This is a genomic window from Kitasatospora sp. NBC_01539, assembly GCF_045040525.1.
Taxonomy (GTDB): Bacteria; Actinomycetota; Actinomycetes; order Streptomycetales; family Streptomycetaceae; genus Kitasatospora.
In genome coordinates this window covers 3,747,007-3,772,366 of sequence record NZ_CP109390.1, presented here as the reverse complement: position 1 = coordinate 3,772,366, position 25,360 = coordinate 3,747,007, and the positions used below count along the sequence as shown (strand labels likewise).

The following is a 25,360-nucleotide window of genomic DNA, read 5'->3' as shown; positions in this document are numbered from 1 at the left end:
GTGCCCAGGGCTGCCCCTAGCCGGCGCCGCCCGCCGGCAGCCGCTGCTCGAACCAGACCACCTTGCCCGCACCCAGCCGGGTCGCGCCCCAGTCGTCCGCGCACCTGGCCACTATCTGCAGGCCCCGGCCGTGCTCGTCGTCCGGCCCGGCCCGGCGCGCCCGCGGCAGCGCCGGACTGTCGTCGCCCACCTCGCAGCGGAGCCGCGAGGTGCGCACCAGCCGCAGCGTCACCGGCCGGGTCGCGTGCCGGATCGCGTTCGTCACCAGCTCGCTCACCATCAGCTCCGTCGACTCCGACAGCTCCTCCAGCCCCCACCGCCGCAGCGCGTGCGCCGCCAGCCGCCGCGCCCGGCCCGGCGTCTCGTGCCGCGGCTGCAGGTACCAGTACGACACGTCCTCCGCCGGGATGCCGTCGAACGCCGCCGCCAGCAGCGCGATGTCGTCCGCCCGCTCGCCCGGCGGCAGCACCCGCAGCGCCTCCTGGCAGACGTGCTCCGGCGAGTGCCGGTGCACCGACGCCAGCCGGCCCCGCAACTGCTCCAGCCCCGTCGACAGCGAGCGCCGCCGGCTCTCCACCAGCCCGTCCGTGAACAGCAGCAGCGCCGAACCCGGCGGCGCCGGCAGCTCCACCGACTCGAAGTCCACGCCGCCCACCCCGATCGGCGCACCCGCCGGCAGCTCCAGCAGCTCCGCCCGCCCGTCCGGGCCGATCAGCACCGGCGGCACGTGACCCGCGTTCGCCATCACCACCCGGTTCGCGATCGGGTCGTACACCGCGTACACGCACGTCGCCAGATGCTGCTCCGCACCGAGGTGCTGCGCCTGCTCGTCGAGGTGGTAGAGCACCTCGTGCGGCGGCAGGTCGAGCCCGGCCAGCGTCTGCGCGCTCGTCCGCAGCTGGCCCATCACCGCCGCCGACGTCAGCGAGTGGCCCATCACGTCACCGACGATCAGTGCCACCCGGTTGCCCGGCAGCTCCACCGAGTCGTACCAGTCGCCGCCGACCTGCGCCCCGCGCTCGCCCGGCAGGTAGCGGTGCGCCAGGCGCACCCCGTGCGGCTGCGGCAGGTGGGCCGGCAGCATCCGCCGCTGCAGCTCCCGCGCGGTCGCGAACTCCCGCGCGTACCGCAGCGCCGTGTCGACCGCCAGCCCCGCCTGGGTCGCCAGGTGCCGGGCCATCGCGGTGTCCGCCGGATCGAACCGCGCCGCACCCGCCTTGCCCGGCCGCCGGATCAGCAGCAGCAGCCCCAGCGCCGCCTTCCGCCCGCGCAGCGGCAGCGCCAGCACCGCCGTGCCCGCGGCGAGCCGCCCCAGCGTCCGCGCCCCGTACAGCTCGGTGAGCAGCGGCCGCAGGCGCTCCGCCGACGGCGTGCCCAGCACCGCGGGGCCGTACGGTGCGGCGCCCGCCATCAGCGCCGCCACCGCACCGTCCGGCACCGGCCGGCACAGCCGGGCCCGGCGGCCCAGCCGGGTGCCCTGCCCGTGGTGCAGCTTCAGGGTCGCCGGCGGGCCCGGGTCGCGCTCCATCGACGGCAGCGGGTCGCGCAGGTGCACCACGGCGGCGTCCGCCAGCGCGGGCACCAGCGCCCTCCCGAGGTCGCGCAGCGTGGTCCGCAGGTCCAGCGAACCGTTGATCCGCCGGGTCGCCGCGTCCAGGTAGCCCAGCCGCTCGGTGATCCCCGGCCGGTCGTCCGCCCCCGTGGCGCTGCGCTGCGCGCCGACGAGCGGCACGCCGGGAAGCGGCGCGGCGGTGGCCGGCCGCCCGGTGGTGGGTGCGGTCTGGTCGTGCACGGGTTGCCCGTTCGTCAGTGGCGGGAGGATGGGTCGGGCGGGGGCGCGGTCGGGCGGGGGTGCGGTCGGGCGGGTGCGGTCGGGCGGGGTGCGGCGCCCGTCAGGTGGTGCGCCGGCAGCGCAGGAACAGCTGCTCCTCCGGCGGCAGGGCGGTCGACGCCGGTGCGTACGGGTGGCCGGTACACGACTCCACCGTGAACCCCGCCCCCACCAGCGTGCGGACCAGCTCCTCCCGCAGGTAGCCGCTGATGCGCAGCTCCCGGCCCAGGAACGGCAGCGGCGCCGCGTCCAGGTCCGCCTCGGCCAGGCCCAGCGCCAGCAGTCCGCCCGGCTCCAGCAGCGTACGCATCCGGTGCAGCACCACGCCGATCTCGGCCCGCGGCAGCAGGGCGAGCGAGAAGAACGCGGTCGCCGCGGCGAACGACCCCGCGGCGCCCGGGCCGAGCGACGGGGCGTCCCACACGGTCGCGGCCCGTTCGGTCGCCAGGTCGTACATGTCCATCCGGTGCAGCTCCGCGCCCGGCACCACCTGCCGGGCCTGCGCCAGCATGCCGTCCGAGAGGTCCACCCCTGTCACGCGGAGTCCTCCGGCGACGAGTTGGCGGGCCGTCGGGTCACCGGTTCCGCAGCCCACGTCCAGCACCCGGGCGCCGGGCGGGAGTTCGGAGAGCAGCCAGTCGCCGCAGGCGAGCTGGCCGGCGCGGTCCGGGAAGACCTCGGCATAGCGGTGTCCGATCGCGTCGAACGCGACGGCCTGCAGGGCCCGTTCGGAGCGTCGCCGATGACGGGCGCGGGCCTGGTCGGAGATCTGTCCGGTTGTCACGCGTGAGGCACCTCTCCACCTGGCTCCCGGCGAGCACTGCCCGCCCGGCGTACCGCCCCCGCGTCGGCCGATCGAAGTGTGACTGGCCTTCGAGAATATGCGTGATCACTGCACCGTGGGGCCGCTTTCCGGCCAACTCGCGTCATCGGCGCATCAGGTGGCCGACTTTCGGGGACAGTGGGGGCCAATCCGGGGGCAGACCGGAGCGGGCCGGGGTCGCGCAGCCGCCACCGTGCGCCGGTGCACTGCTCCCACCTGCGGAAACGCCCCGAACGTGCGCGTTTATCGAACGTCAATCGGCGGCTGCCAGAGTCTTCCTCAGCGCCGGGGAAGCGTCGAAGCGTTCCCGCAGCCGGGGGGCTGCGGGAACGCCGACGCACCAGGGGGGAGCCCGACCGTCCGGGGGGACGGAGCGGGCCTACGGCGCCGGGGGGAGAGAGGGCTCGGTGTGCTGCCGGTCGATGAGGGCCTGCACGGGGGAGGCCTCGGGCACACCGAGCCGTACGAAGACCGCGTGCGCCTCCTGGAGGCAGGCCAGCCCGCGCGCGGGCTGGCCCAGCTCCAGGAGCGCCTCGCCGAGCGAGGCGTTCGCCAGGCCCTGGCAGTACGCGGCGTCCAGCTCCTGTGCGATCACGAGCGACTCGTCCGCCGCCTCCGCCGCCTCCGCCGGACGCCCGTCCGCCAGCAGGCAGGCGGCCAGCCGGGCGAGCGCGTAGCCCTCCCAGATCCGGTGCTGCTGAGCCTGGTAGAGCCGGTGCGCCTCGCGGAGGTGCTCGGCGGCGTCCCCGGGGGATCCGGTCGAGCGGAGGACGACGCCCAACTGGTACAGCGTGTCGGCGAGGCAGGGCGCGTTGCCCGACGCCCGGGCCGCGGACACGGCGGAGGCGGCCGACGCGACGGCCTCCTCGTGCTGTCCGAGGTGGAGCTGCGCCCGTGCCATGTTGCCCAGGAGCCTGGCCTCACCGATGGCCGCGCCGAGGCTGCGGCTGATGGCGTGGGCCTGCTGGTAGAACGGCAGCGCCTCGGCGGGGCGTCCGGCGAGGATCAGCACGATGGCGAGCTCGTTGGCCACCGAGATGTGCAGCTGGGTGCCGTCGTCCTCGGACTGCAGGGCCAGGCTCTGCCGCAGGGACGCCTCGGCCTCCTGGAGCTCCCCGGCCATCTGGTGGATGTGCCCGACGGCGTACCGGACCCGGGCCAGCGCCGCGGTGTCCCGGTGCAGGCGTGCGTTGTCCGCGGCGGCGTTGAGGGCGGCCCGGATCCGCGGGCCGAGCGTCGGGTCCTCGACCAGGGCCCGGAGGACGAGGACGAGGTCGACGGCGGGCCGCAGCAGTTCCATCGGCTCGCCGACGACGGCCTCGACGCTGCTGAGGAGCAGCGCCACCTCGGATCTGATCCACGCGCGCGCGGTCCCGCTGTCGTCCATCGGCAGCCCGGGGGAGCCGGGGTGGTGCAGCAGTTCCGCCTGGAGGTCGTCGGGTTCGATGACGCGGGCGGCGTTCTGCATCGTCGCCAGCAGCAGGTCGAGGAGCCGGAGCAGCGCGGCGCGCTGCTCGTCGGTGTCGCCCAGCTTCTCGTTCTGCCGCTGGGCGAACAGCCGCAGGAGGTCGTGGTAGCGGTAGCGGCCCGGGGTGAAGCATTCGAGCATGTTGGCCTCGACGAGTGCCTCGGCGAGGTCCTCGGCCCGGCGTTCGTCGGCGCCGAGCAGCGCGGCGACGGCCGCGAGCGGCAGGTCGGGCGCGTCGACCGTCGAGAGCAGCCGGAAGGCCCTTGCCTCGTCCGGCCGCAGCTGGGCGTAGCCGAGCCCGATGGTGGTCTCGACGGCGAGGTTGCCGAGCTGGAGTTCCTGGAGGCGGTTGCGCTGGTCGGCTAACCGCCGGGCGAGGTCCGAGACGCTCCACCGCGGGCGGCTGGCGAGCCGGGCGGCGGCGATGCGCACGGCGAGCGGCAGGAAGCCGCAGGCGGTCACCACGGCCAGCGCGGCCTCCGGTTCGGCGGCCACCCGCTCGACCCCGACGATGGCCGAGAAGAGGGCGAGGGCCTCCTCGGGCGTCAGCTCCTCGATGTCGACGAGGTGCGCGCCGGGGATCTCGGCCAGCCGCGAACGGCTGGTGACCATCACGGCGTTGCCGGAGACGCCGGGGATGAGCGGCAGCAGCTGCCGCGCGTCCTTGGCGTTGTCGAGCAGGATGAGCATGCGGCGGTCGGCGAGCAGCGAGCGGTACAGGGCCGATCGCTGGTCGAGCGTCTCCGGGGCGTCGGGGGTGCCGAGCGTGTGCAGGAAGTCGCCGAGCACGACGGCGGGGTCGGCCGGGGAGGCTCCGGCGCCGCGCAGGTCGACGTAGAGCTGCCCGTCGGGGAAGTCCGGGCGGAGGCCGTGGGCGACGTGGACGGCCAGCGTGGTCTTGCCGACGCCGCCGATGCCGGCCAGCGAGGTCACCACCACGGCCTGGCCGGAGCCGCCGCGCAGGACGTCGCGGAGCTCGTTGACGATCTTGCTTCGGCCGCTGAAGTCGGAGACGTCCGCGGGGAGCTGGGCCGGCGGGACGAAGACCGGGACGTCCTCCGTGCTCACCCGGGCGCTCGCGGCCGCCGCCGGCATCAGCGCCGGGTCCCCGGCCAGGATGCGGGCGTGCATGGCGGCCAGGCCGGTGCCCGGCTCGACCCCGAGCTCCTCGATCAGCAGCTTGCGGGTGTCCGCGTACACGCCGAGCGACTCCGCCTGCCGGCCGCACCGGTAGAGCGCCAGCATGAGGAGTTCGCGCAGGCGTTCCCGGAGCGGGTGCGCGGCGCAGAGCGCGCTGAGGTCCGACACCACCTCGGCGTGCAGGCCGATCTCCAGGGCGACGGCGCAGCGCTCCTCCGAGACGGCGGCCTGACGCTCCGACAGCCTGGTGCGCTGCGTCTCGGCGTAGGGGCCGGGCACGCCGGGCAGGGGGCGGCCGCGCCAGAGGGCCAGGGCTCCGAGCAGGGTGTCGTGGGAGGCTCTGAAGTCGCCGTCGGCGCGCGCCTCGGAGGCTTCGGCGACCCGGCGTTCGAACGCGGCGAGGTCGAGCGACTCGGGCGGGATCCGCAGCGCGTACCCGTCGCTGACCGACACCAGGATCTCGGCCGGTTTGCGCAGGGCGCGGGTGGGTTCGATCACCGAGCGGAGACGCGAGATGTAGGTGCGCAGCGCCGCGACCGCCTGTGGGGGCGTCCGGTCGCCCCAGACGCCGTCGACGAGGTCGTCGGTGGTGACCGGCCGGCCCTGGCCGAGGAGAAGGGCGGCGAGCACGGCCTGCTGCTGCGGTGATCCCAGCGCCAACTGCTCGGTACCGCGCCAGGCCTGGACGGGGCCGAGCACCTGGAAGCGCAGTGTTGCGGCCGACGGCGTCCCGTTGAGCTCCATGTCCTCCCCCGAATACCTCTGTTGGTGGTGCATGAAGATGGTGCGGTCCGCGGATGCGGGGGCGTCAGCTTACGAGAGGGCTCGCAAACGGCGGCAAAGCGCCTGGACGGCCGAGCGTTTATAAGACATTTAACGGCCTCTACGATACTGTCCGGGCGCCCTGAGCGATCCGGCTGGGCGGCTGAGATCTGATGACCCGAAAGGCGGCCCATCCCATGGCCGACGACACCACCACCACCGCGACCGAGCCCGTGGCCGAATCCGCTCCCGCCGAGCACACCATCGCTCCGGTGGACCCCAACGCCTTCGAGCAGGCCCTTGAGGTCCTCGCCGAGCCGCAGGCCGACGAGCCGCCGGCGACCGACAAGCCCAAGGGCGACGAGGTCTTCGAGCCGATGGGCTCGGTCGGCAACTGCCCCTGACGTTCCCCGTGCGACGTGCACGCCCCGGTCCTCGCGGACCGGGGCGTTTCCGTGTCCGCGCCCGGGCGGCGGGCCGTCCGGGGCGCGGGTGCCGCCGCTACTCCGCCGAGCGGACCCGGAGGCTGGTGATCAGCGGGCCGTCGGTGACCTCGGCGAAGAAGTCGTTGCCCTTGTCGTCGACGACGATGAACGCCGGGAAGTCCTCGACCTCGATGCGCCAGACGGCCTCCATGCCGAGTTCGGCGTACTCCAGCACCTCGACCTTCCGGATGCAGTCCTGGGCGAGGCGGGCGGCGGGGCCGCCGATGGAGCCGAGGTAGAAGCCGCCGTGCTCGTTGCAGGCCTTGGTGACCTGCTTGGAACGGTTGCCCTTGGCGAGCATGACCATGGAGCCGCCGGCGGCCTGGAACTGGTCGACGTAGGAGTCCATGCGGCCGGCGGTGGTGGGGCCGAAGGAGCCGGAGGCGTAGCCCTCGGGGGTCTTGGCGGGGCCGGCGTAGTAGACCGGGTGGTCCTTCATGTACTGGGGCATGCCCTCGCCGGCGTCGAGGCGCTCCTTGATCTTGGCGTGGGCGATGTCGCGGGCGACGACGAGGGTGCCGCTGAGCGAGAGCCGGGTCTTGACCGGGTACTTGGCGAGCCGGGCACGGATGTCGGCCATCGGCTGGTTCAGGTCGACGCGCACGACGTCGTCGTCGAGGTGCTCGTCGGTGGTGTCCGGGAGGTACTTCGCCGGGTCGGTCTCCAGCTGCTCCAGGAAGACGCCCTCGGCGGTGATCTTGCCGAGCGCCTGCCGGTCGGCCGAGCAGGAGACGGCCATCGCGACGGGCAGCGAGGCGCCGTGCCGGGGCAGGCGGATGACGCGGACGTCGTGGCAGAAGTACTTGCCGCCGAACTGCGCGCCGATGCCGATCTTCTGGGTGAGCTCGTGGACCTTCTGCTCCAGCTCCAGGTCGCGGAAGCCGTGGCCGGTCTTCGCGTCGCCGGAGGTCGGCAGGTGGTCGAGGTAGTGCGCGGACGCGTACTTGGCGGTCTTGAGCGCGAACTCGGCGCTGGTGCCGCCGACGACGATCGCCAGGTGGTACGGCGGGCAGGCGGCGGTGCCGAGCGAGCGGATCTTCTGCTCCAGGAAGGAGAGCATCGACGACTCGTTGAGGATCGCCTTCGTCTCCTGGTACAGGTACGACTTGTTGGCGCTGCCGCCGCCCTTGGCCATGAAGAGGAACTTGTACGCGTCGCCGTCGGTGGCGTACAGCTCGATCTGGGCCGGCAGGTTGTTGCCGGTGTTCTTCTCGTCCCACATGGTGACCGGCGCCATCTGCGAGTAGCGCAGGTTGAGCTTGGTGTACGCGTCGAAGACGCCGCGGGCGATGGCCGTCTCGTCGCCGCCGGAGGTGAGGACGTTCTGGCCGCGCTTGCCCATGACGATGGCGGTGCCGGTGTCCTGGCACATCGGCAGGATGCCGCCGGCCGAGATGTTGACGTTCTTCAGCAGGTCGAGCGCCACGAAGCGGTCGTTGGGGCTGGCCTCCGGGTCGTCCAGGATGCGGCGCAGCTGGGCGAGGTGGTCGGGGCGCAGGTAGTGCGAGATGTCGTGCATCGCCTCGGCGGTGAGCAGCCGCAGCGCCTCGGGCTCGACCTTGAGGAAGGTCCGGCCGTCGGCCTCGAACGTGGAGACGCCCTCGGAGGTCAGCTTGCGGTACGGGGTGGGGTCGGCACCGAGCGGGAGGAGGTCGCGGTACTCGAAGTCCGGCGTGGGAGCCATGGGGGGTGATCCTTAGCGAGGTCGGCTGCGTCTGCGAAGCACCCTCCAGGGTAGGCGCAGGAGGAGGACCGCAGGTGCTCAGGTGAGCCTGCGTGACCGGGCTCACGCCTTTCTCGGGCGAACCCTCGTTCGGGCGCGGCCCGGTGGCTAGGCTCGTGCCGTGGAGAATTCGCCGTCGCAGGACGAGCCGTCGCAGGACGGCCAGGGGCAGCAGCCCGTACCCATGACCAAGGCCGGGTCCGCCGCCGCGCAGGCGGCGCCGGAGCCCGTGCCCGTCCCCGTGCCCGTCCCGGCCGCGGTCCCCGTGCAGGTGGCCGCGCCCGTCGCCGAGGCCGAGTTGAGGGTCTCGGACGCGGACCGCGAGCAGGTCGCCGACCTGCTCCGCGACGCGTACGCGGAGGGCCGGCTCACGGTCGACGAGCACGCGGAGCGGATCGAGGCCGCGTACACCGCGAAGACGTTCGGCGATCTCGCCCCGCTGACCCGTGACCTGCCGGCGGCGGCGGGCCGGCCCCTCTCGACGGAGAAGCCGACGGTGCGCCACGAGCGTCCGCCGCTGCCTCCGGCGCGCCAGGAGGCGCCGACGATGGTCGCGGTGTTCGGCGGGGCCGAGCGCAAGGGCCGCTGGCGGGTCGGCTCGCACCTGCGGGCGGTGGCGGTGTTCGGCGGGGTCGACATCGATCTGACCGATGCGGTGTTCGAGTCGCCCGAGGTGGTGATCGAGGTGATCGCGGTCTTCGGTGGCGTCGACATCAAGGTGCCGGAGAACGTCAGCCTGCACGGCACCGGGGTGGGGATCTTCGGTGGTTTCTCGGTGCGCGAGCAGACCTCCGCAGACCCGTACGCGCCGGTGGTGCGGGTGAAGGGCGCGGCCGTCTTCGGCGGTTGCGACGCCCGGCCGCGGCGGGGCAAGAAGCTGAGGGAGTGGGCGCGCAAGCAGCTCGACCTCTGACCGCGGTGCGGCGGCGCGCCCGGATGGCCTCCCAACTGGACTGAGGGCACTCGTCGTTGCGGCGAGTGCAGGGAGTAGTCGGTTGCGTGCGGTGTGCATGAATCGGGGACCGAGGGGGTAGTTCCCCACGCACATCGGTTCTTGTTACGGCTGTGACCCCGAAGGGCGGCGGTGCCGCGACGGGTGGGCACGGGGCGGCCGGGCAGGGACGCGAGCTTCCCCGAGTCACGATCCGCGTAGGAGTTGCCGTGCTGCATCCGATCGAGTCCAGCGCCACCGGCACCGCCGCCGCCCGCCGCAGCCCCGTGGCGGCACCGGCCCCGGCGGACCCGCTGGAGGACAACCCGTGGCACACCGGGGCGGCGTGCCGCCGCGACGAGGCGGGCCTGTTCTTCGCGCCGTCCAAGGAGCCGACGGCGGCCCGTCTGGCGCGTGAGGAGCGGGCCAAGCAGGTCTGCGCCCGCTGCCCGGTGCTGCTGGAGTGCCGGGAGCACGCGCTGGTGCAGCCGGAGCCGTACGGGGTGTGGGGCGGTCTGACGGCGGCGGAGCGCCGGGTGGTGCTGGCCCGGCGGCGGCGCCGCGACTCGGAGCTGCGCGAGGCGCGCCGGTCGACGACCCGCCGGATAGCGGGCTGACCGGGCGCCGAGGACGACGGACGGGCCGCGGCCCCGGGCGGTGTGCCCGGGGCCGCGGCCCGTCCGGTGGCGCGTCGGCGGGGCCGCGCGCCGGTGGCGTCGCTCAGTTGGCGCGGTCGAAGTCGATCGCGCTGTAGGCCCGGAGCTTCGACAGCTTGTGGGTCGAGTCGATCCGGCGGATCGTGCCGCTCTTGGAGCGCATCACCAGCGAGCTGGTGGTGGCGGTCTCCTGGCGGTAGTGGACGCCGCGCAGCAGCTCGCCGTCGGTGATCCCGGTGGCGACGAAGAAGACGTTGTCGCCGCTGACGAGGTCGTCGGTGCCGAGCACCCGGTCGAGGTCGTGGCCGGCGTCCAGGGCCTTCCGCCGCTCGGCGTCGTCCTTGGGCCACAGCCGGCCCTGGATGACGCCGCCCATGCACTTCATGGCACAGGCCGCGATGATGCCCTCGGGGGTGCCGCCGATGCCCATGAGCAGGTCGACGCCGGTGCCCTCGCGGGCGGCCATGATGGCGCCGGCGACGTCTCCGTCGGAGATGAACTTGATGCGGGCGCCGGCCTCGCGGATCTCCTTGACGAGCCCGTCGTGGCGGGGGCGGTCCAGCACGACGACGGTGACGTCCTCGACGTTGCTGCCCTTGGCCTTGGCGACCCGGCGGATGTTGACGGCGGCCGGGGCGGTGATGTCGACGAAGTCGGCGGCCTCGGGTCCGCAGACCAGCTTGTCCATGTAGAAGACGGCGCTGGGGTCGAACATCGTGCCGCGGTCGGCGACGGCCAGCACGGCGACCGCGTTGTTCATCCCCTTCGCGGTGAGGGTGGTGCCGTCGACCGGGTCGACGGCGACGTCGCACTCGGCGCCGGTGCCGTCGCCGACCCGTTCGCCGTTGTAGAGCATGGGTGCCTCGTCCTTCTCGCCCTCGCCGATGACGACGATGCCGTTCATCGAGACGGTGGAGACGAGGGTGCGCATGGCCTTCACGGCCGCGCCGTCGGCGCCGTTCTTGTCGCCGCGTCCGACCCAGCGGCCGGCCGCCATGGCGGCGGCCTCCGTGACGCGGACGAGTTCGAGGGCCAGGTTGCGGTCCGGGGCCTCCGGTGCGACCTCCAGCGAGCTGGGCATGGCATGCGGCCGGAGTTCATCAAAAGCGTGCGTGGTCATCGTCGATACCTCTCTGTACGCGACGGCCAGTAGGCGTCCGACTACTGCCTGGTCGGAACGCCGTGGTGAGGGTAGTTGCGATCGTATCCGGGTCTCGGAGGGGTGTCTGTGGCGCACCCGTCAGGACCAGCGGCGACGCGGGGTCCGTCGCGTCCCACCCGGTTGCGGGGCACCCGGTGGTCGGGGCGGCGGGGGCGATGGTCCACCATGGTCGGGTGGCAGGCAGCAGCAGTACGAGAGGCCGGCAGACGGTACGGGACATGATCCTGTCGATGCTGGCAGTCGGTGTCGTGGTCTACGTCGGGTACCTCTTCCTCCCGCACGAGGCCGGTGACGGCGTGCGCGTGGTGGACTACCGGGTGGCGCTCTCCTCGGCGAAGCGGGCGGCGCCGTACCCGCTGCTCGGCCCGCAGGGGCTCTCCGGGCAGTGGCGGGCGACCTCGGTCGAGTACCGCAAGGACGGCGAGGGCAATGCCGTGTGGCACCTGGGCTTCGTGACGCCGTCCGGGATGTACGCGGCGGTCGAGCAGTCGAACGGCGACCACGACGCCGTCCTCGCGGGTGTGGTGCCGAAGAGCAGGCCGGACGGCAGCGCGGCCGTGGCCGGGCAGGACTGGCAGCGCTACCAGGGCACGCCGTACCGCGCCCTGGCGCAGCAGGCGGCCGGGGCGACCACAGTGGTGACCGGTTCCGCCTCGTACGAGGAACTCGCCGAGCTCGCGGGCGCGCTGAAGTGACCGCGCGCCGCTGAGCACCGCCCGCCCCCGGGCGGGTCGATGCACGAGGAAAGCCCCCGGCGGCTGCCGGGGGCTTTCCTCGTGCGCGGGTGTGCGCGCGGGGTGCGATCAGACGGTGGTGACGACCTGGTCGTAGGCCAGGCGCGGGGAGCGGTCGAACCAGGCGGCGTCGCCCGGCTTGCCGATGTTCACCACGGCCAGCACGGAGTGCTCGCCGTCGGCGAAGAACTCCTTGTTGAGGCCGGCCGGGTCGTAGCCGGTCATCGGGCCGGCGGCGAGGCCGGCGGCGCGCACGCCGATGATGAAGTAGGCGGCCTGCAGGGCGCCGTTGAGGGTCGCGGACGCCTCGCGGACGCTGCGCTCCGAGAAGAACATGTCCTTGGCCTGCGGGAAGTGCGGGAGCTGCGACGGCAGCTCCTCGTGGAACTCGTTGTCCTGCGCGAGGATCGCCACGAGCGGGGCGGTGGCGGTCTTGGCGCGGTTGCCCTCGGCCAGGTGCTGCACCAGGCGCTCGCGGCCTTCCTCCGAGCGGACGAGCACGATGCGGAGCGGCTGCTGGTTGAACGCGGTCGGGCCGTACTTGACCAGGTCGTAGATGGCCTGGACCTGCTCGTCGCTGACCGGCTCGTCGGTGAAGGTGTTGGCGGTACGGGCCTCACGGAAGAGCAGGTCCTGTGCGGCGGCGTCGAGTGCCAGAGTCATGCGGAATCCACCTCATACGGGAAACGGGGAAGCAGTGAGCGGACGGGCCGAACGGCCGTTCCATCCTGCTCCAACGTTGGGTGAATCTTAAACTATTCCGCAAGGGGATGTGGCACGTCTCACATTTCCCCGGGCGCTACTCCCGCCCGTCGGACTCCTCCGCGGCGAGCGCCGCGTCCAGTCGGGCCCGTGCGCCGTCGAGCCACCGCTGGCAGACCTTGGCCAGCTGCTCGCCGCGCTCCCACAGGGCCAGCGACTCCTCCAGCGAGGTGCCGCCGGTCTCCAACTGCCGGACGACCTCCAGCAGGGCGTCCCTGGCCTGCTCGTAACCGAGGCCGTCGTCGTCGCCCGCGCCGGGGTGTCCGTCGGCCGGCGCCCCGCCGGCCCGTGCCCGGCCCGTCTGCTGCTGATCTGCCATGGCGCCAGCGTAGGCGCTGCGGCCGACAAACCGCGGGTGGGCGGTCCGCCGGCATGCCCGTCGCCGCGGATGCCCCGCCGCGGTCGGGGCCCGGTCGGCCCCGGCGTCCGCCCGGCCGTGCCCGGCGGCGGGTCCGCTCAGCGGGCCGCGGGGGGCTGACGGGCCGTCGGGTCGCAGCCGTGCACGCGTACGGGCCTCCGGGGCGCCGCCTCCGCGCGGGCGCAGGGCTCGCCGGGCTGCGGTGCGAGCGTGCGGCGCAGGCTGCTGCGGGCCCGGTAGGTGAGCGTCTTGACCGCGCCGACCCGGATGCCGATGGCGGCGGCGACCTCGCGCGAGCTGAAGTCGTTCCAGTAGCGCAGGGTCAGGGCGGTGCGCTGGTGGTCGGTGAGCGTGGCGAGTGCGGCGGAAATGCGTTCCGCCTCGACGCCGGCGAGCACGAGATCCTCGATGCAGATTCCGGCATCGGAATCGGCGACGGTCGCCACCGCGGACTCGCTGCGGGTGGAGCGCCGTTTGTCGTGGTCGAACATGATGTTCCGGGCGATGGTGAAAATCCACGCGCCCATGTCCTTGCCGGTCCAGCGATAGCCGCCGATGCACGCCATTGCGCGGACGAATGTGTCCTGCGTGAGATCCTCCGCCAATGCGCGATTCCCGGTGCGGCGGGTCAGGAACGCGAGGACGGGTGCGCGGTATCGCCGGTACAGCTCCGCCCAGGCGTCGTGGTCGCCGGCCTTGGCGGCCTCGATCAGCTGCGGTGTTCCGTGGCGCGTCCCGTGCCGTGTGGCGGGCCGTGCCGCGAGTGATGTCCTATCCATGCCGGACCTCCCGGTGAGCAGTGCGGCAACCCTACGAGTGGGCATGCATGCGTGCAAGCGATTCCGGAATTCCGACGCCCGATCAGTCCAGCGCCCTTTAATTGGCGGCTTGAGGCTCTTCAGCTTGGCTTGCACTCGTGCAAGCCAAGCTGCGTGGACATGAACAAGCGATAGCCTGCCCGCCATGCAGCCGACTGAGGGCGCCGCCGAGGCCACCACTCCGAGCACCCCCGCCCGCCGCTTCGGAGCCGTCGTGCACGAAGCCGCGCAGCGGGCCGGCTACGACCTCACCCCCGGCTCCGGAGGGCGCCTCGCGCTGGCCCGCGACACCGGCATGAGCGCCTCCGCCGTCGGGCGCATGCTCCGGGGTGAAACGCTCCCGCGGCCCTCGCAATTCGAGCGGATCGCGCAGGTCGTCCACCTCGGCCTGCATGAACTTCTGGTGCGCGGCGGAGTTATTTCCGAGGATTCCGCAAACGATCTCTCGCAAGGGGTACGCTCACCCATCACCCCCGAAGGAGCGCTGGACGCATGGGGTGTCACCCACCCGATGATCCGGAAATTCCTCCTCGCCTCGATTGACCAGGCGATCAGCCTGCAACGGGAAAGCGAGCGTGGCCCCATTCCGTCGGACGAGGGTCGCGGGGGAGGCGCAGTGCACATGCAGAGGTGAGGCCAGACATGCCGAGAATCCTGCCGGTGACGGCCGACGTGCTCAGAGCAGTGGGCGCGGTCGGCGGAATCGCCCTGATCGTCGCCGGCACCTACGACAGCCGGTGGGTGCCGTTCCTCGGCTGTCTCGCCGTCGTCGCGCTCTCCACGACCGAACTCGCCCTGGCCCGGATGCGGCGCTGGATGCGCGCGACCGAGGACCGGACAGGACGTCAGGAACAGCCCGGCACAAGGCCGGACGCCGGGGCGGTCCGGGCACCCGCGCTCCCCGCCGCCGTCCGGGAGCCGCACGTGGCGGCGCAGCCGTCCGCCGGGCAGCCGTCCGCCGCGGGGCCGCCCGCCGCCGAGCCGCGCGCGGCCGACGACCCGGAGGCGCCGCTCGGCGCGGACGCGCTGCTGCGGCTGCTGGAGGCCGTCCACCACGAGCTGCGCCACGCCCACGCGGCCGCCGACCGGGCCCAGGCCGACCTCGCCGACCTCAGCCGGGAGTGGAACGCCCTCGTGCAGGAGAGCATGACCCGCCGACCCGCCGACCCGCCCGCCCGGATCCGGAGCGACTGACCCCGGCCGCCGTACGGGTGCGGTTCAGTCCTGCCCGACCGCCACCCCGAAGCCGCCCCCGGCGACCCGTACGTGCAGGTCCTCGCCCGCCGCCACCTGCGCCGGGTCGGTCACCACGGCACCGTCCGCCTTCCGGACCACCGCGTAGCCGCGCTGCAGGGTGGCGAGGGGGGAGAGGGCGACCACCCGGGCCAGCGCGTGGCCGAGGTCGGTCTGCGCGTGGTCGAGACGGTGACCCAGCACCCGCCGCGCGCGGTCCAGCAGCGAGGCCACCTCGTCGGCCCGGCCGTCCACCAGCCGCTGCGGCGCGGCGAGGACGGGCCGGCTGCGCACCGCGGCCAGCCCGTGCAGCTCGCGGTCCACCCGGCCGGTCACGGAGCGCCGGGCGCGGTCGCGCAGCTGGTGCACCCGGGCGAGTTCCTCGCCGACGTCCGGCACCACCCGCTTGGCGGCGTCGGTGGGGGTCGAGGCGCGGAGGTCGGCGACCCAGTCGAGCAGCGGCTGGTCGGGTTCGTGGCCGATCGCGCTGACCACCGGGGTGCGGGCCGCCGCGACGGTGCGCACCAGCTCCTCCGAGGAGAACGGCAGCAGGTCCTCGACGCTGCCGCCGCCGCGCGCCACCACGATGACGTCGACCCCGGGATGCTCGTCCAGCTCGCGGACGGCCGCGGCGACCTGGCCGGCCGCGGCAGGGCCCTGCACCAGGACGTTCCGCACCTCGAACCGGACCGCGGGCCAGCGCCGGCGGGCGTTCTCCAGCACGTCGCGCTCGGCCGCGGACCCGCGGCCGGTCACCAGCCCCACGCAGTGCGGCAGGAACGGCAGCGGGCGCTTGCGCTCCGCGTCGAAGAGACCCTCCGCGCCGAGCTTCCGCTTCAGCTGCTCCAGCCGGGCGAGCAGCTCGCCCAGGCCGACCAGCCTGATCTCCGTGGCCCGCAGCGAGAGCGTGCCGCGCGCCGTGTACCACTCGGGCTTCGCGTGCAGGACGACCCGCGAGCCCTCCTGCACGGCCTCCGCGACCTGCTCGAACACCGATCGGAAGCACGTGACGGTGAGCGAGACGTCGCGCTCGGCGTCGCGCAGGGTCAGGAACACCATCCCCGCCCCCGGGCGGCGGTTCAGCTGCGCGATCTGCCCCTCCACCCAGATCTCGCCCAGCCGGTCGACCCACCCCCCGATCAGGGCGGACACCTTGCCGACCGACACGGGCGCCTCGGGAGAGCTGCTGTTCGCCATGGGTACGAGGCTAGCGCCGCCCGGTGACGGCGGGCGGCCGCCAGCGGCGCCGCCGTCCGGCGCGCGGGCCGGGGGGTCGGACGCCGCGGCGGGGCGCCCGTACGATGGGGCCATGTCCACCAGTGCTCAGCGCCGTGTCCTGCTCGCCGCCCCCCGGGGCTACTGCGCGGGCGTCGACCGCGCCGTGATCGCCGTGGAGAAGGCCCTGGAGCAGTACGGGGCGCCGATCTACGTCCGCAAGCAGATCGTCCACAACAAGTACGTCGTGCAGACCCTGGAGAAGAAGGGCGCGATCTTCGTCGACGAGACGGAGGAGGTGCCCGAGGGCTCGATCGTCGTCTTCTCGGCCCACGGTGTCGCGCCGTCCGTGCACGACGAGGCCAAGGCGGGCAAGCTCGCCACGGTCGACGCCACCTGCCCCCTGGTGACGAAGGTGCACAAGGAGGCCGTGCGCTTCGCCGACGAGGGCTACGACATCCTGCTCGTCGGTCACGAGGGCCACGAGGAGGTCGTCGGCACCATGGGCGAGGCCCCGGACCGCATCCACCTGGTGGACGGTGCCGAGGACGTCGCCAACGTCGAGGTGCGCGACGAGTCGAAGGTCGTCTGGCTCTCCCAGACCACCCTGTCGGTCGACGAGACCATGGCCACCGTCGGCGAGATCAAGAAGCGCTTCCCGCTGCTGGTCTCCCCGCCCAGCGACGACATCTGCTACGCCACCCAGAACCGCCAGGTCGCCGTCAAGCAGCTGGCGCCGGACGCCGACCTGCTGATCGTCGTCGGCTCCAGGAACTCCTCCAACTCCGTCCGCCTCGTCGAGGTCGGCCTGGAGTACGGCGCCAGGGCCGCCCACCTGGTCGACTTCGCCGACGAGATCGACGAGGCCTGGCTGGAGGGCGTCACCACGGTCGGCCTCACCAGCGGCGCCTCCGTGCCCGAGGTGCTCGTCGACGGCGTGCTGGAGTTCCTCGCCGCCCGCGGCTACACCGACGTGGAGACGGTCAAGACCGCCGAGGAGCACCTGATCTTCTCCCTGCCGAAGGAGCTCCGCCGCGACCTGCGCGCGGAGGCCGCCGGCAAGGTCTGACGCACCCGTGGAGCCCGGGACCGCACGGCGGTCCCGGGCTTCACGCCGTCCCGAGCGGGTAACAGAGCGTGCATGGGCGATCGGCGGGCGGGCAGGGCCGTGATCCCGGTAGGTTCTGTACACAGGCTGTGGACGACGGAGGGCGTGGCCATGACGACGGTTTTCGGTGTGGACATCGGGGGCTCGGGCATCAAGGGCGCCCCGGTCGACCTCGAACGCGGCACCCTCGCCCAGGAACGGCACAAGGTGCTGACCCCGCACCCCGCCTCGCCGCAGGCGGTGGTCGAGGCCGTCTGCGAGGTCGTCCGTCACTTCGACCACCGCGGGCCTGTCGGCCTGACCTTCCCCGGCGTGGTCGTCGGCGGCCGCACCCGCACCGCCGCCAACGTCGACAAGGACTGGATCGGCCTCGACGCCGAAGGGCTGTTCCGCGAGGCCCTCGACCTGCCCGCCACCCTCGTCAACGACGCCGACGCCGCCGGCATCGCCGAGGTCGCCTACGGCGCCGGGCGCGGCCACGGCGGCACCGTCCTGATGCTCACCTTCGGCACCGGCATCGGCAGCGCCCTCTTCGTCGACGGGTCCCTCGTGCCCAACACCGAGCTCGGCCACCTGGAGCTGCGCGGCAAGGACGCCGAACGCCGGGCCTCCTCGGCGGCCAAGGAACGCCACGAACTCTCCTGGGCCGAGTGGGCCGAACGCGTCGACGAGTACCTCGACCTGGTGGAGATGCTGTTCTCGCCCCAGCTCGTCATCGTCGGCGGCGGGGTGAGCCGCAAGCACGAGAAGTTCCTGCCGCTGCTCCGCCGCCGCCAGGCCGACGTCGTCCCGGCCGAACTGCGCAACGACGCGGGCATCGTCGGCGCGGCGATGGCCGCGGTCAAGGCCGGCTGAGACGGCACGCCGGGCCGCGCGGCGGTCCGGTGGTCCGGGTCCGGCGGTCCGGGGTCCGGTGGTCCGGCAGGGGCCGGGCGGTCAGCGGGCCCGGCGGATGCGCCGCTGGGCCACGAACCGGGCCGCGACGATCGCCGCCGCCAGGCCCGTCCCGGCGAACAGCCAGCCGGCCCGCACCGCCAGCCCGCTCGCCAGCGCCACCACCCGGCCGGTCACCCCGGACGCGGGCACCGGCGCCAGCACGGCCAGCGCCAGCGCGAACGCGATCGGCCCGCTGATCGGTGCCGCCGGCAGGTCGGGCAGCCGCACCCGTACGGCCAGCTGGAAGCAGACCACCAGGTAGCCGAGGCCGAACAGCACGCCGAGGCCGCCGAAGACCAGCCGGTCCAGGCCCGCGACGAGCAGGGTGCCGACCGCCGCGGCGACGGCCGTGCCGACCGCCGTCAGCCGGGCCGGACGCCCGTTCGGAGACGTGCCGCGGCCTGCCCACGGCAGCCGCAGCCGGGGCGCGGACGCGCCGCCGGAGGCCGTCCGCAGCCGCGAGTCGGCGGGCGCGGCGGGCGCCGGGACGGCGGCCCGGTCGGTGCCGCTCGACGGGGGCCGCCGCCGGGGGCCTGGCGTCTGGGTACGGGTCCTCTGCTGCTCCACCCACCCAACGTACGGTCAGATCATCGCCACAGTGTGTAATGCGGGAATTCCCGTTCGCGCGTGTCCACCGGTCCACCGGGTCGTCCACGATCGACGCAGTCCCCGGGCCGCGGTGGCGGCCTTCCCGTCCGGGTGGCCCGGACGGGCCCCGTAGACTGGGGGACCGGCCACCACCGGTGCCGCTCCACGCCCTCCAAGCCCACGGGACATCGCTTCATGTCGCTCACGATCGGAATCGTCGGCCTGCCGAACGTCGGCAAGTCGACCCTGTTCAACGCCCTGACCAAGAACGACGTGCTGGCGGCCAACTACCCGTTCGCCACCATCGAGCCCAACGTCGGCGTCGTCGGTGTCCCGGACGCCCGGCTGGCCAAGCTCGCCGAGATCTTCGGCTCGCAGCGGATCCTCCCGGCGACGGTGGACTTCGTCGACATCGCCGGCATCGTCCGCGGCGCCAGCGTGGGCGAGGGCCTGGGCAACAAGTTCCTTGCGAACATCCGTGAGTCCGACGCGATCTGCCAGGTCATCCGCGCCTTCGTCGACCCCGACGTGGTGCACGTCGACGGCAAGGTCTCGCCGAAGGACGACATCGAGACCATCAACACCGAGCTGATCCTCGCGGACCTCCAGTCCATCGAGAAGGTGATCCCCCGCCTCCAGAAGGAGGCCCGCCTCAAGAAGGAGTCGGCGGCCACGCTGGCCGCCGCCGAGGCCGCCCAGAAGATCCTGGAGACGGGCAAGACCCTCTTCGAGGCCGGCTTCGACGCCTCCTCGGTCCGCGAGCTGCACCTGCTCACCACCAAGCCCTTCCTCTACGTCTTCAACGTCGACGAGGACGAGCTCACCGACGAGGAGTTCAAGGACGCCCAGCGCGCCCTCGTCGCCCCCGCCGAGGCGATCTTCCTCAACGCGAAGATCGAGTCCGAGCTGATCGGCATGGACGAGGACGAGGCACTGGAGCTCCTCCAGTCGATGGGTCAGGAGGAGACCGGCATGGCCACCCTCGGCCGCGTCGGCTACGAGACCCTCGGCCTGCAGAGCTACCTGACGGCCGGCCCGAAGGAGACCCGGGCCTGGACGATCAAGAAGGGCGCCACCGCCCCCGAGGCCGCCGGAGTCATCCACACCGACTTCCAGAAGGGCTTCATCAAGGCCGAGGTCATCTCCTTCGGCGACCTCGTGGAGACCGGCTCCATCGCCGAGGCCCGCTCCAAGGGCAAGGCCCGCATCGAGGGCAAGGACTACGTCATGCAGGACGGCGACGTGGTGGAGTTCCGCTTCAACGTCTGAGCGGATGAGACAACACCACGTCGCTGATGTGGCGAACATGCAGTTCAGGAGGGGTCGGGCCCGGTTGGGTCCGGCCCCTTCGTCGTTGCCGTGCTGGATCGGTGCCGGATGTTCCGACGCGTGGTCAGTGGCAGTCAGGTCTCGTGGACGGTGGACCGGTGTCCCACGTGAACGGCCCAGACCGCCAGCTCTCCGTTGTCGATCGTGTAGACGACGCGGTGGTCGCCGACGCGCAGGCGGCGGCGCTCGGGCTGGGACACGAGTGCGGTGGTGCCGAAACCGAGCGGGTCGGTCTCCAGCTCGGTCAGCTTGGCCAGGATGCGCAGAGCCATGCCGCGAGGGATTTTCCGAAGTTCGGCCTGCGCTTCGGGGCGGAAGACGGTTCGGTACTCACTCACCGCGCGCCAGCGTCTCCCTCATGATGTCCTCGATCGGGATGCCGGGTGCGGGGTTGGCCATGCGCTCGTCGATGATCCGATTGATCTCGCGCTCCTCCCACTCCTGGTACTTGCGCACCTCGATGGAGACGACGGCGGCGACTTCCCTGCCCCGGCGCGTGATCACCGTGGGTACGTCGTCGCGGTCCGCGCGCTCCACGACCTCGGCCAGGTGGGCGCGCACGTCGCGGATGGACTCTGTGGGCAGCGGCTGCGTCATGCGCCCAAGCGCACGGAGTGACCCATGTGTACACAACGCCGGGAATCTGCGATGGTCCATCGCTGGACGAGAGTGGCGGGAACCACGTTTTCGCAGGTGGGATCCCTGTGCTCAACGTTCCGCGTCAACGCCTGACGGTCACTCAAGAGCTCTGCCCGACCCGCCTGTCAGCGGGTCGGGCAGAGCGAGCCTGGTCGCCTTCGGCGCGGCGGGCGCGCTCACACCTTGACGACCTCGACCGTGGGGCCGCAGAGGAGCGTCAGATCCTCGGGGTCGGAGGTGAGGACGGTGACCGGCGGGGGCGCGGTGCGGGCGATGACGGCGAAGGCGGCGTCGATGGCGTACTTGTGGCCGTGGAGGTGGTGGGTGCGCAGGAGGGTGGCGCCCTGGTCGGTGATCTCCTTGGTGACGTCGTGAACGTCGATGCGGGAGAGTACCCACTTGATGCGGGCCGGGTGGATGCGCTCGTAGTCGGCCTCAAGGGTGGTCATGGCGCTGGTGGCCACGCGGACGCCCTCTTCCGATGCCGCTTGGACCAGAGCCACGAGCGTCCGGTCTTTGCGGTAGAGCTTCGAGAGGCCTTCACTGTCCAGCATGAGCGTGCCGGGCATCAGGCGGCGACTCCGTCGTCACGGCGGTGGTCATGACGCAGCAGGGCGCGGGCGGCCTCGACCTCCTCGCGGGTGAGCCCGTCGTTGTCGGTTTCGAAGTCGGCGACGATCTCCCCGAGCTTGTCCATGGCGACCCGCTGTTCGAGGGCTTCGGCAACATAGGCGGAGAAGCCGCCGGGCCCCACGTGTGCGCGTACGGATTCGGCGAGGTCCTCGGGCAGGCTGATCGAATACTTCCTGCTACTGCTCATGCTGCCGATCCTACCACTGGTAGCAAGCGAGGAGTATGGGCGGTGGTGGCGGCGAGGCGCGCAGATCGACGGTCCGCCCTCCGCGTCGCCGGAGCCCGGTCAGTCCGCAGGACACTCGATCACGACCGTCGCGTGCCGTCGCCCGCCAACCAGGAAGTGCCCGCTCAGGGCCGCTGTCGACATCCTGTCGCAGGTCGGGTTCCGCCACCGTCCGTTCCGCTTCAACGTCTGACCCGCCCCGCAGAAGGCCGCCCGGCCCGCGATGAGCGGGTGGGCGGCCTTCGGCGTCCGCGCGCGGTGAACGGTGCCCTCACGGCTCGATGTTGTGGTTCACGCGGAACAGGTTCCCCGGGTCGTAGGTGCGTTTGACCTGCACGAGGCGGTCGTAGTTGGCGCCGTAGTTGGCGGGGGCCCGGTGCTGGTCGTCCTCGGACATGAAGTTGACGTAGCCGGCGTCGGAGGAGTGCGGGGCGATCGCCGCGTGGTAGCCGCGGACCCAGGCGGTGTTGGCGGGGGTGTCGGCGGGGTCGGGCCCGGCGCCGACGATGACGGTGGCGAAGGTGGCGTCGCGGTGGGCGAAGGCGGTGGCGTCCGGGGCGACGCGGTGGCAGGCGCCGTTGATCGGGTAGATGTGGCAGGTGGAGTTGACGGTCGGTACGCGGGGCCCGTGCTCCAGGTGGGCGGCGATCGCGCCGTCCGTGAGCTCGCGGGCGAACGTGCCCTTCCAGTAGTGGTGGAGACCCCGGGGCAGCAGGGCGTCGAAGGCGCTGTTGATCGCCGGGTACGGCATCGGGCCGACCATCTCGGCGACGACCGGCGCGACCTCGCGCAGCGGGCGGATCGCGGCCTCGGCCTCCTCCGGCGGCCCGGCCCAGCAGACCACGGCGAGGGCGAGGGTGTCGCCGTGCCGGTCGGCCGGGATGAACGGCAGCGGAGGGGCGATCTGGAAGCCGGGGAAGGCGCCGAGCTCCTCCGGCGCCTCGGGGATGTACTCGCGGAAGCGCCGGATGAGGGCCTCGGCGTGCTCCAGCTCGAAGAGGAGGGGCCCGGCGACGACGTCCTTCACCTGGCCCAGCCGGAACTCGAACGAGGTGACGACGCCGAAGTTGCCGCTGCCGCCGCGCAGCGCCCAGAAGAGGTCGGGCTCCTCCGTGGCGCTGACCACGTGCAGGGTGCCGTCCGCGGTGACGACGTCCGCGGACAGCAGACTGTCGCAGGTCAGGCCGAGTTTGCGGGCGAGGTAGCCGAAACCGCCGCCGAGGGTGAGGCCGCCGACCCCGGTGGTGGAGATGATGCCGCCGGTGACCGCGAGCCCGAAGGCGTGGGTGGCGGAGTTGAGGTCCGCGAGCGTGGCGCCGCCGTCGACGCGGGCGGTGCGGCGTGCCGGGTCGACCCGGACCCCGCGCATCCCGCCCAGGTCGGCGACCACCCCGTCGTCGCAGGTGCCGTAGCCGGGGACGCTGTGCGATCCGCCGCGGACGGCCAGCGGCAGACCGCTGCGCCGGGCCGTGTCGACCGCGGCGATCACGTCGCCCGCGTGGGCGCAGCGCACGACGGCGGCCGGTTTGCGGTCGATCATCGCGTTGTAGACCCTGCGGGCCTCGTCGTAGCCGGCGTCACCGGGTCCGGTGACCGTGCCGTGCACCCTGGCTGCCAGTTCCTCGATCGTCCCTGTGCTCATCGCACCCGCTCCTGACCGTGCGGTCCCGTCGGGCCGGCCCGGTGCGGTTCGTTGAGCCGACGGTGAACCGGTCGGCCTTCCGTTCCACGCTACGCCGGGTGGCGGGGGCGGCCCACCGGTGGGGGGAGGTGCCGTGCGGGTGCGGCGCAGGGTCAGGCGTGGGTGAGGGTGAGCTGCAGGGAGCCGTCGGGCCGCGGGGTGACGGTGACCTGCTCCAGGCTCGCGACGTGCCAGGTGGCGGGGTGGGCGGTGGCCCGCTCGCCGATGCCGACGACGCGCATGCCGGCGGCGAGGGCGGCGGTGATGCCGGCCTCGGAGTCCTCGAAGGCGATGCAGTCCTCGGGGGCGTAGCCGAGTGCGGCCGCGCCCTTGAGGAAGCCCTCCGGGTCGGGCTTGCTGGCGCCGACGGAGCCGGCGGTGATCAGGGTCTCCGGCAGGGGCAGCCCGGCGGTGCCCATGCGGGCGCGGGCGAGGGCCTCGTCGGCGGAGGTCACCAGTGCGTGCGGGCGGCCGGAGAGTGCTGCGAGGAACTCCGCGGCGCCGGGTACGGGGACGACGCCGTACGTGTCGGCGGTCTCCTCGGCGAGGATGCGGCGGTTCTCGGCGAGGTTGATCTCCATGGGCCGGTCGGGCAGCAGCAGGGCCATGGTGAGGTGGCCCTGGCGTCCGTGGACGACGGACATCACCGCGTCGCCGTCGAGGCCGTGCCGTGCGCCCCAGCGGCGCCAGCAGCGCTCGACCACGGCGTCCGAGTTGACGAGGGTGCCGTCCATGTCGAGCAACAGGGCGCTGGTGGTGGGCGTGGCGACGGGCATGCGATCTCCTCCGGGCGACTGGGGTTTGTCACACCAGGGTACGAAATTGCCGGGCCGTTCGGGTGGGGACGCCGGTCACACCGGTCCGGAGGGCCCCAGCAGGTGGGCGTTGACCGCCCGGGCGCGGGCCGCCAGCTCCGGCAGCTCGACGACCTCGACGCCGGCCCCGGCGAGCAGGGCGGTGCCCTGGCAGGCCTGGACGAACAGGTCGGGCTCGCGCCAGGCCACGACCACCCGCGGCACCCCGGCCGCGATGATGAGCTGCGCGCAGGTGCGCGGCCGGGAGGCGCGCTGCCCGCAGGGTTCGAGCGAGCTGTAGACGGTGGCGGTGCGCAGCCGCGGGTCGCCGGCGGGCAGCTTGGCGAGCGCGGCCTCCTCGGCGTGGTCGTGCGGGTCGCCCTCGCGGCTCCAGCCCTCGGCGAGGATCTCCCCGTCGGCGCCGACGACCACCGCCCCGACGGAGAACGCCGTCGCGGAGGGCGGGCAGCGCTCGGAGAGTTCGACGGCGCGGGCCAGCCAGTGCAGGTCGCGGGAGGGCTCGGGGCCGGTCACGGCGTCGACTCCTTCGGGGCGTAGCGGATCAGCACGACGTCGCCCACCGTACGCGCCTCGACGAGCCGCATCCGGCGGGTGGGTCCGCCGGGGTACGCGGCGTCGCCGAGGAAGCGGGGCGCGCCGGCCTGGCCGACCACCAGGGGGGCCAGGGCGAGCTGGAGTTCGTCCGCGAGCCCCTCGGCGAGGAAGCGGGTGTGCACGCTGCCGCCGCCCTCGACCATGAGCCGCCGCACGCCGCGGGCGCCGAGGTCGTCGAGCAGGGCGCCGAGGCCGACCTCGGGGCCGAGCGCGACGACGTCGGCGAGGCCGTCGAGCGCGGTGCGCAGCCGGGGGGCGGCGGTGTCGGTGGTGTAGACGGCCTTGGCGCCGCCGGTGTGCCAGAAGTTGAGGCCGGGGGAGAGGTCGCCGCTCGCGCTGAGGGTGACCTTGAGCGGGTACGCGGGGCGGCCGTCGGCGACCCGGGCGGCGCGCCGGGCCGGGGAGTTGACGAGCAGCCGGGGGTTGTCGCGGCGCAGGGTGTTGCCGCCGACGAGCAGGGCGTCGCAGCGGGCCCGTTCCTCGTCGACCCGGTCGAAGTCGTCGGGTCCGGAGAGCAGCAGCCGGTCCGGGGAGGCGTCGTCGAGCCGCCCGTCGACGGAGACGGCGGCGCTCAGCAGGACGTACGGGCGGCTGGGCACGGGGAAGGGTCCCTTCGGTCGGCTGCCGACCACGGTACGCCGGGAGAACGCTTTCGAACGGCGCCGTTCGCCGCCCGGCCCGGTGCCGTAGGGGCGGCGTTCGCCGGCGGC

25 protein-coding genes and 1 pseudogene are annotated in these 25,360 nt (G+C 73.2%); 9 read left to right on the top strand and 17 right to left on the bottom strand.

The window, feature by feature from the left end:
* Nucleotides 1-16: 16 nt before the first annotated feature.
* The 3 genes from OG335_RS16025 to OG335_RS16015 all read right to left on the bottom strand — a co-directional run bounded on the left by OG335_RS16025 (nt 17) and on the right by OG335_RS16015 (nt 6,006).
* A complete protein-coding gene (locus tag OG335_RS16025) occupies nt 17-1,792 on the bottom strand; it encodes a SpoIIE family protein phosphatase (RefSeq protein ID WP_405011792.1) in 1,776 nt (591 codons plus the stop codon).
* A 100-nt stretch (nt 1,793-1,892) separates the two neighbouring features.
* Nucleotides 1,893-2,615, bottom strand: coding sequence for a class I SAM-dependent methyltransferase (locus OG335_RS16020; protein WP_405011791.1), 723 nt, complete (start codon nt 2,613-2,615; stop codon nt 1,893-1,895).
* 418 nt (nt 2,616-3,033) lie between these two features.
* Nucleotides 3,034-6,006, bottom strand: a complete 2,973-nt coding sequence (locus tag OG335_RS16015; RefSeq protein ID WP_405011790.1) for a BTAD domain-containing putative transcriptional regulator — start codon at nt 6,004-6,006, stop codon at nt 3,034-3,036.
* Nucleotides 6,007-6,221: 215 nt separating this feature from the next.
* Here OG335_RS16015 and OG335_RS16010 point away from each other — a divergent pair, with 215 nt between their 5' ends.
* On the top strand, nt 6,222-6,428 hold the full coding sequence (locus tag OG335_RS16010) for a hypothetical protein (protein WP_405011789.1): 207 nt from the start codon (nt 6,222-6,224) through the stop codon (nt 6,426-6,428).
* Between the two features lie 97 nt (nt 6,429-6,525).
* On the opposite strand, the gene OG335_RS16005 is transcribed toward OG335_RS16010, so the two are convergent.
* Nucleotides 6,526-8,193 (bottom strand): fumarate hydratase, encoded by a 1,668-nt coding sequence (locus OG335_RS16005; RefSeq protein WP_405011788.1) that lies wholly within the window; start codon nt 8,191-8,193, stop codon nt 6,526-6,528.
* Nucleotides 8,194-8,416: 223 nt separating this feature from the next.
* Between OG335_RS16005 and OG335_RS16000 the strand changes: the two genes are divergently transcribed.
* Both OG335_RS16000 and OG335_RS15995 read left to right on the top strand, forming a co-directional pair.
* On the top strand, nt 8,417-9,145 hold the full coding sequence (locus OG335_RS16000) for a DUF1707 domain-containing protein (RefSeq protein WP_405015418.1): 729 nt from the start codon (nt 8,417-8,419) through the stop codon (nt 9,143-9,145).
* 248 nt (nt 9,146-9,393) lie between these two features.
* Complete coding sequence (locus OG335_RS15995) at nt 9,394-9,780, top strand: WhiB family transcriptional regulator (protein ID WP_405011787.1); 387 nt, start codon at nt 9,394-9,396, stop codon at nt 9,778-9,780.
* 103 nt (nt 9,781-9,883) lie between these two features.
* Here OG335_RS15995 and glpX read toward each other — a convergent pair whose 3' ends face one another.
* Complete coding sequence (gene glpX / locus OG335_RS15990; RefSeq protein ID WP_405011786.1) at nt 9,884-10,939, bottom strand: class II fructose-bisphosphatase; 1,056 nt, start codon at nt 10,937-10,939, stop codon at nt 9,884-9,886.
* 197 nt (nt 10,940-11,136) lie between these two features.
* On the opposite strand from glpX, the gene OG335_RS15985 reads away from it, so the two are divergent.
* A complete protein-coding gene (locus OG335_RS15985) occupies nt 11,137-11,676 on the top strand; it encodes a DUF4245 domain-containing protein (protein WP_405011785.1) in 540 nt (179 codons plus the stop codon).
* Nucleotides 11,677-11,784: 108 nt separating this feature from the next.
* On the opposite strand, the gene OG335_RS15980 is transcribed toward OG335_RS15985, so the two are convergent.
* From OG335_RS15980 to OG335_RS15970, 3 genes are all read right to left on the bottom strand, one after another.
* Entirely contained in the window at nt 11,785-12,378 is a 594-nt protein-coding gene (locus OG335_RS15980; protein ID WP_405011784.1) for a malonic semialdehyde reductase, read from the bottom strand.
* 136 nt (nt 12,379-12,514) lie between these two features.
* Nucleotides 12,515-12,796, bottom strand: a complete 282-nt coding sequence (locus tag OG335_RS15975; RefSeq protein WP_405011783.1) for an exodeoxyribonuclease VII small subunit — start codon at nt 12,794-12,796, stop codon at nt 12,515-12,517.
* A gap of 137 nt (nt 12,797-12,933) precedes the next feature.
* Entirely contained in the window at nt 12,934-13,749 is an 816-nt protein-coding gene (locus tag OG335_RS15970) for an RNA polymerase sigma factor (RefSeq protein ID WP_405011782.1), read from the bottom strand.
* A 49-nt stretch (nt 13,750-13,798) separates the two neighbouring features.
* On the opposite strand from OG335_RS15970, the gene OG335_RS15965 reads away from it, so the two are divergent.
* Together OG335_RS15965 and OG335_RS15960 are read left to right on the top strand one after the other, a co-directional pair.
* A complete protein-coding gene (locus tag OG335_RS15965) occupies nt 13,799-14,287 on the top strand; it encodes a helix-turn-helix domain-containing protein (RefSeq protein WP_405011781.1) in 489 nt (162 codons plus the stop codon).
* Between the two features lie 8 nt (nt 14,288-14,295).
* A complete protein-coding gene (locus OG335_RS15960) occupies nt 14,296-14,847 on the top strand; it encodes a hypothetical protein (protein WP_405011780.1) in 552 nt (183 codons plus the stop codon).
* Between the two features lie 24 nt (nt 14,848-14,871).
* Here the strand turns inward: OG335_RS15960 and xseA are convergent, their stop codons facing one another.
* Nucleotides 14,872-16,083 (bottom strand): exodeoxyribonuclease VII large subunit, encoded by a 1,212-nt coding sequence (xseA, locus tag OG335_RS15955; RefSeq protein ID WP_405011779.1) that lies wholly within the window; start codon nt 16,081-16,083, stop codon nt 14,872-14,874.
* A gap of 112 nt (nt 16,084-16,195) precedes the next feature.
* On the opposite strand from xseA, the gene OG335_RS15950 reads away from it, so the two are divergent.
* Together OG335_RS15950 and ppgK are read left to right on the top strand one after the other, a co-directional pair.
* Nucleotides 16,196-17,170, top strand: coding sequence for a 4-hydroxy-3-methylbut-2-enyl diphosphate reductase (locus OG335_RS15950; RefSeq protein WP_405011778.1), 975 nt, complete (start codon nt 16,196-16,198; stop codon nt 17,168-17,170).
* Between the two features lie 150 nt (nt 17,171-17,320).
* The gene (gene ppgK / locus OG335_RS15945; RefSeq protein WP_405011777.1) at nt 17,321-18,064 is read left to right on the top strand and encodes a polyphosphate--glucose phosphotransferase; all 744 of its coding nucleotides are present in this window, start codon (nt 17,321-17,323) and stop codon (nt 18,062-18,064) included.
* Between the two features lie 81 nt (nt 18,065-18,145).
* Here ppgK and OG335_RS15940 read toward each other — a convergent pair whose 3' ends face one another.
* Nucleotides 18,146-18,712 carry a DUF6542 domain-containing protein gene (locus OG335_RS15940; protein WP_405011776.1) on the bottom strand — a complete coding sequence of 189 codons (567 nt, stop codon included), beginning with the start codon at nt 18,710-18,712 and terminating at the stop codon, nt 18,146-18,148.
* Nucleotides 18,713-18,928: 216 nt separating this feature from the next.
* Between OG335_RS15940 and ychF the strand changes: the two genes are divergently transcribed.
* On the top strand, nt 18,929-20,002 hold the full coding sequence (ychF, locus tag OG335_RS15935; protein WP_405011775.1) for a redox-regulated ATPase YchF: 1,074 nt from the start codon (nt 18,929-18,931) through the stop codon (nt 20,000-20,002).
* Nucleotides 20,003-20,136: 134 nt separating this feature from the next.
* Here ychF and OG335_RS15930 read toward each other — a convergent pair whose 3' ends face one another.
* The 7 genes and pseudogenes from OG335_RS15930 to OG335_RS15900 all read right to left on the bottom strand — a co-directional run bounded on the left by OG335_RS15930 (nt 20,137) and on the right by OG335_RS15900 (nt 25,249).
* Nucleotides 20,137-20,400 carry a type II toxin-antitoxin system RelE/ParE family toxin gene (locus tag OG335_RS15930; protein WP_405011774.1) on the bottom strand — a complete coding sequence of 88 codons (264 nt, stop codon included), beginning with the start codon at nt 20,398-20,400 and terminating at the stop codon, nt 20,137-20,139.
* Nucleotides 20,393-20,659, bottom strand: a complete 267-nt coding sequence (locus tag OG335_RS15925; RefSeq protein ID WP_405011773.1) for a type II toxin-antitoxin system Phd/YefM family antitoxin — start codon at nt 20,657-20,659, stop codon at nt 20,393-20,395. Before OG335_RS15925 ends, OG335_RS15930 begins: the two co-directional genes overlap by 8 nt.
* 218 nt (nt 20,660-20,877) lie before the next feature.
* Nucleotides 20,878-21,270, bottom strand: coding sequence for a DNA-binding protein (locus tag OG335_RS15920; protein ID WP_405011772.1), 393 nt, complete (start codon nt 21,268-21,270; stop codon nt 20,878-20,880).
* Complete coding sequence (locus tag OG335_RS15915; protein ID WP_405011771.1) at nt 21,270-21,521, bottom strand: hypothetical protein; 252 nt, start codon at nt 21,519-21,521, stop codon at nt 21,270-21,272. The genes OG335_RS15920 and OG335_RS15915 overlap by 1 nt, the downstream gene beginning before the upstream one ends.
* Before the next feature lie 310 nt (nt 21,522-21,831).
* Nucleotides 21,832-23,202: an FAD-binding oxidoreductase gene (locus OG335_RS15910; protein WP_405011770.1), complete on the bottom strand. Its 1,371-nt coding sequence runs from the start codon at nt 23,200-23,202 to the stop codon at nt 21,832-21,834.
* A gap of 152 nt (nt 23,203-23,354) precedes the next feature.
* On the bottom strand, nt 23,355-24,017 hold the full coding sequence (locus OG335_RS15905; RefSeq protein ID WP_405011769.1) for an HAD-IA family hydrolase: 663 nt from the start codon (nt 24,015-24,017) through the stop codon (nt 23,355-23,357).
* Nucleotides 24,018-24,092: 75 nt separating this feature from the next.
* Nucleotides 24,093-25,249 (bottom strand): annotated as a pseudogene (locus OG335_RS15900) (dihydrofolate reductase family protein).
* Between the last annotated feature and the right edge of the window lie 111 nt (nt 25,250-25,360).